This window comes from Bradyrhizobium sp. MI1.4 (genome assembly GCF_055811315.1).
The window spans coordinates 1-3,582 of sequence record NZ_JBVVPP010000108.1; the positions used below are offsets into that span (position 1 = coordinate 1).

The 3,582-nt window shown below is 65.8% G+C and carries 2 protein-coding genes and 3 pseudogenes; 4 read left to right on the plus strand and 1 reads right to left on the minus strand.

The features are described 5' to 3' along the window. Nucleotides 1-171: 171 nt before the first annotated feature. Nucleotides 172-361, minus strand: a pseudogene (locus tag AC0L23_RS39695) (transposase); the annotation flags it as partial. An 82-nt stretch (nucleotides 362-443) separates the two neighbouring features. Between AC0L23_RS39695 and trbK-alt the strand changes: the two are divergent. From trbK-alt to AC0L23_RS39715, 4 genes and pseudogenes are all read left to right on the plus strand, one after another. Beyond that, a pseudogene (gene trbK-alt / locus AC0L23_RS39700) lies at nucleotides 444-560 on the plus strand (putative entry exclusion protein TrbK-alt); the annotation flags it as partial. Nucleotides 561-609: 49 nt separating this feature from the next. Further along, nucleotides 610-1,911, plus strand: a pseudogene (trbL, locus tag AC0L23_RS39705) (P-type conjugative transfer protein TrbL). Nucleotides 1,912-1,914: 3 nt separating this feature from the next. Further along, nucleotides 1,915-2,238, plus strand: a complete 324-nt coding sequence (locus AC0L23_RS39710; protein ID WP_374762665.1) for a VirB8/TrbF family protein — start codon at nucleotides 1,915-1,917, stop codon at nucleotides 2,236-2,238. Next, on the plus strand, nucleotides 2,166-3,582 hold a 1,417-nt coding region (locus AC0L23_RS39715), incomplete at its 3' end, for a VirB8/TrbF family protein (RefSeq protein ID WP_473358396.1). The genes AC0L23_RS39710 and AC0L23_RS39715, both read left to right, overlap by 73 nt.

A 3,582-nucleotide genomic window follows, 5' to 3' on the forward strand; every position in this document is an offset into this window, starting at 1 on the left:
CCCCCCCCCCCCCCCCCCCCCCCCCCCCCCCCCCCCCCCCCCCCCCCCCCCCCCCCCCCCCCCCCCCCCCCCCCGGGGGGGTGGCGTCCATCCCTTTGGTGGGCCCGAGCATTGTCAGGCCGCTTGGCGTAGCGCCTCCTTCTTGTGGTCCTTCAACAGATCCATGTTCAGCTAGCGACGGTCGTCGAGCCAAGGCTCATGGCGATTCGACGGTCAACGCACGGACGAGCCGTAGACAGCTCTCGCCATTGGGGAAGATACGTACCACATAGGTGCGTCGCCTGATCTCCTCGTTGAGCCGCTCCAGCATGTTGGTCGACTTCATGTGCTTGCGGTGTGCCGGCGGCAGGCGGAAGTGGGTGTCCGCCATCCATCGCCGTCCCGCGCCACAACCCAGATCCGACGCTCCTGCTGTCTCTACGCCCGACGATCTCTCGGCCTAGCTGCACCGCTGCCGCGCGCTTCGCCCCCAGGATGCCGAAGATCCGCATTGCCAGGCGGTCTGGGAGGAGAACCGCGCGCGGTTGTTCGGCGGGCCGGCGCGGCCCGTGCCGCAACAGGCCGCGCCAGCCACACCGTCGACGACGAACGCTGCGGAGGGAGATAACGATGAACAACGTCGGCGTCATCGACACCTTCCTCAACACCTTCACCACCTATATCGATTCAGGCTTCGGCCTGATCCAAGGCGAGACCACTTCTCTCGCCTCGACGCTGATCGTCACTCGACATCACCTTGGCCGGCCGTTCTGGGCGTGGGGCGCCGACGAAGGCATCCTCCAGCGGCTGGTGAAGAAGACGCTCTACATCGGATTCTTCGCCTTCAACACTCTCTCGGGCATCATCTTCAATAGCTTCGCCGGCCTTGGCCTGAAGGCCGGCGGCGACAGCCGATTTTCTGGGGCCCGGCCGGCTCGCGCAGGTCGGTCTCGACGCGGGGCACCCACTGCTGAACGCCGCAAGCCAGATGCTGGGCTTCACCAGCTTCTTTGCAGTTGCGGTGCTGATGGTGTCCTGGCTCCTGGTCCTGATCGCCTTCTTCATTCTGGCGGTGCAGCTATTCGTCACGCTGATCGAGTTCAAGCCGACAACGCTGGCCAGCTTCATCCTGATTCCCTTCGCCCTCGACAACAAGATTGCCTTTCTCGCTGAGAAGGTGCTGGGCAATGTCGTCGCCTCCGGCGTGAAGGTGATGGTGCTCGCTGTCTCGTTGGCATCGGCACCGGACTGTCTCGCAGTTCACCACCACCTATGGCGGCGGCCAGCCGACGATCGAGCGGGGGTTTTCTGTCGTGCTCGCCGCACTCACCATGCTCGGCCACGGCGCCCGGCATCGCTAACGGTCTGTTCCTGGCGCGCCGCAGCTTGGCACGGGCGCTGCTGTCGGAGCTAGCTCGCCGTCGCCGGCACGGCGATGGCGGCGCTTCGCTCGCTCTCGCCGGAAGGGGAGCGATGGCGGCGGCCTCGGGTGCGGCGGCCGCCGCGCGTGGTGGTGCGGCGATGGCGGGAGGCGTGTCCTCCCCCTACAGCCTCGCCTCGGCCGGTCGGTCCGGCGCGGGCCACGTTGCGTCCGGCCTTAGCGGCGCGGGCCGTGCGGCGGCCAGTGCTGTCGCCGCACACGTCAGGCGCGCCGCCGAGCAAGCAACCGGGGCAATGCAGGAGAGCTTCGCCTCAGGCGCCCGCGCCAGTTTCGCTAACACGGGTGGTTTCTCGACTACGGGAGTCGTTGAGGGTGGCGAGGCCGCAAGAGGGAGCCGCTTCCCAAGGAGCGAGCGAGGTTTGCCCACCTGGGTCCAGCGCATGAAACGCAATGAGGCGGTTGTTCGCAGCGCGCAGTCCGCCGCGCAAGCCCTCAAATCCGGCGATACCCATGGCGGCGACCACTCCGTCGACCTCTCGGGAGGAGAATAACGAATGTCAGTCTTTCGGCGATCGTCGGTCCGCTACGGCCGCACGCCCGAACCCGCAACTCCGTATCAGCGCGCGGCGCAGGTTTGGGATGAGCGCATCAGCTCGGCCCGCGTGCAAGCCAAGAACTGGCAGCTGATGGCCTTCGGTTCGCTGATCGTGGCTTGCGGCCTCGTCGGCGGGCTCGTCTGGCAGTCCACGCACGGCACCGTCGTTCCCTGGGTGTACAGGTCGACAAGCTCGGCGAGGCGCCAGCCATGGCGCCGGCTGCGGCCGACTACAGGCCGAGCGACCCGCAGATTGCCTGGTACCTCGCCCACTTCATCATGATGGTGCGCTCGCTTCCAGCCGATCCGACCATCGTGCGGCAGAACTGGCCGCAGGCCGACGATTTCACGACCAGGGCGGGCGCATTGGCGCTGAACGACTACGCCCGCGCCAATGACCCCTTCGCCAGTCTCGGCAAGCAGCAGTTCGCGATCGACGTCTCCAGCGTCATCCGCGCTTCGCCCGACAGCTTCCGCGTCGCCTGGGTCGAGCACCGCTATCAGGATGGGGCGCTCGCCGGCACCACAGACTGCGATCCTTACCATCGCGATTCAGCCTCCAACCGACGCCGATCGGCTGCGCAAGAATCCGCTCGGCATCTACGTCAACGCCATCAACTGGTCGAAGGAGCTGGGACAATGACCCCGCCGATTTCCGTAAGCGCCGGCGGTCCGGCTTCGCCTCTCTCAATCGTTCAGCAAAGCCGGAAAGACAGGGATACGTGCTTCCGTAAATCCGCACTTACGGCTTTGCTGCTGTCGTCGCGACGCTCGGCGGCTGCGCACAATTTCATCCCCCGACATCAACTACGATACCGCGGAGCCGGCAACGCTCACCGCCGATCCGCCGTCGCCCGTCAAGATCGTGGAATTGCCAAACCCCTGCCGCTACCCGGGCAGTTGAAACCGCTCGCCGCCGGCAAACGAATCCCGGAAGCTGCTGATCCGAAGGTTCGCGTCAAACAGGCCAACGCCGCAGCACGGGTGCAGCCGGTCCGCACCGGTTTCATCAACGCGGTCCAGGTGTATCCGTTCTCCGGCGGCGCTCTCTACCAGATTTATACGGCACCGGGTCAGATCACCGCCCAGACCACGGAGGCGGTCTATGGCAGTCCGTCCGGCAAATATCTTCTGGTCCCGCAAGGTGCGAAGCTAATCGGCCAATACGACAGCTCCGTGGCTTTCGGCCCGAGTCGGATCCTCTTGGTCTGGACCCGCATCATCATGCCCGACGGCAACTCGATCGTCTTGGAGCGCCAGCCCGGCGCCGACACCGGTGGTCATGCCGGGCTCGAGGACGAGGTCGAAAACCATTGGGGCATGCTGTTCAAGACCGCCGGTCTTTCGACCATGCTCAGCGTCGGAGCCGAGGCGGGCACGAGCCAGGACGAGAACAACCTTGTTCAAGCGATCCGCAGCGGCGCATCCAACAGCATCAGCCAGACCGGGCAGCAGGTCGTGCAGCGCCAGCTCAACATCCAGCCGACGCTAACTATCCGGCCACGCGTCCCGGTCCGCGTGATCGTCACGCGCGATTTGGTACTGGCGCCTGCGGATTCCGATCGATGTCGCCCAGGATTCCGAGATGATCTCGCCCACCATTCCGATTTGAAGTCGCCCACCCGTT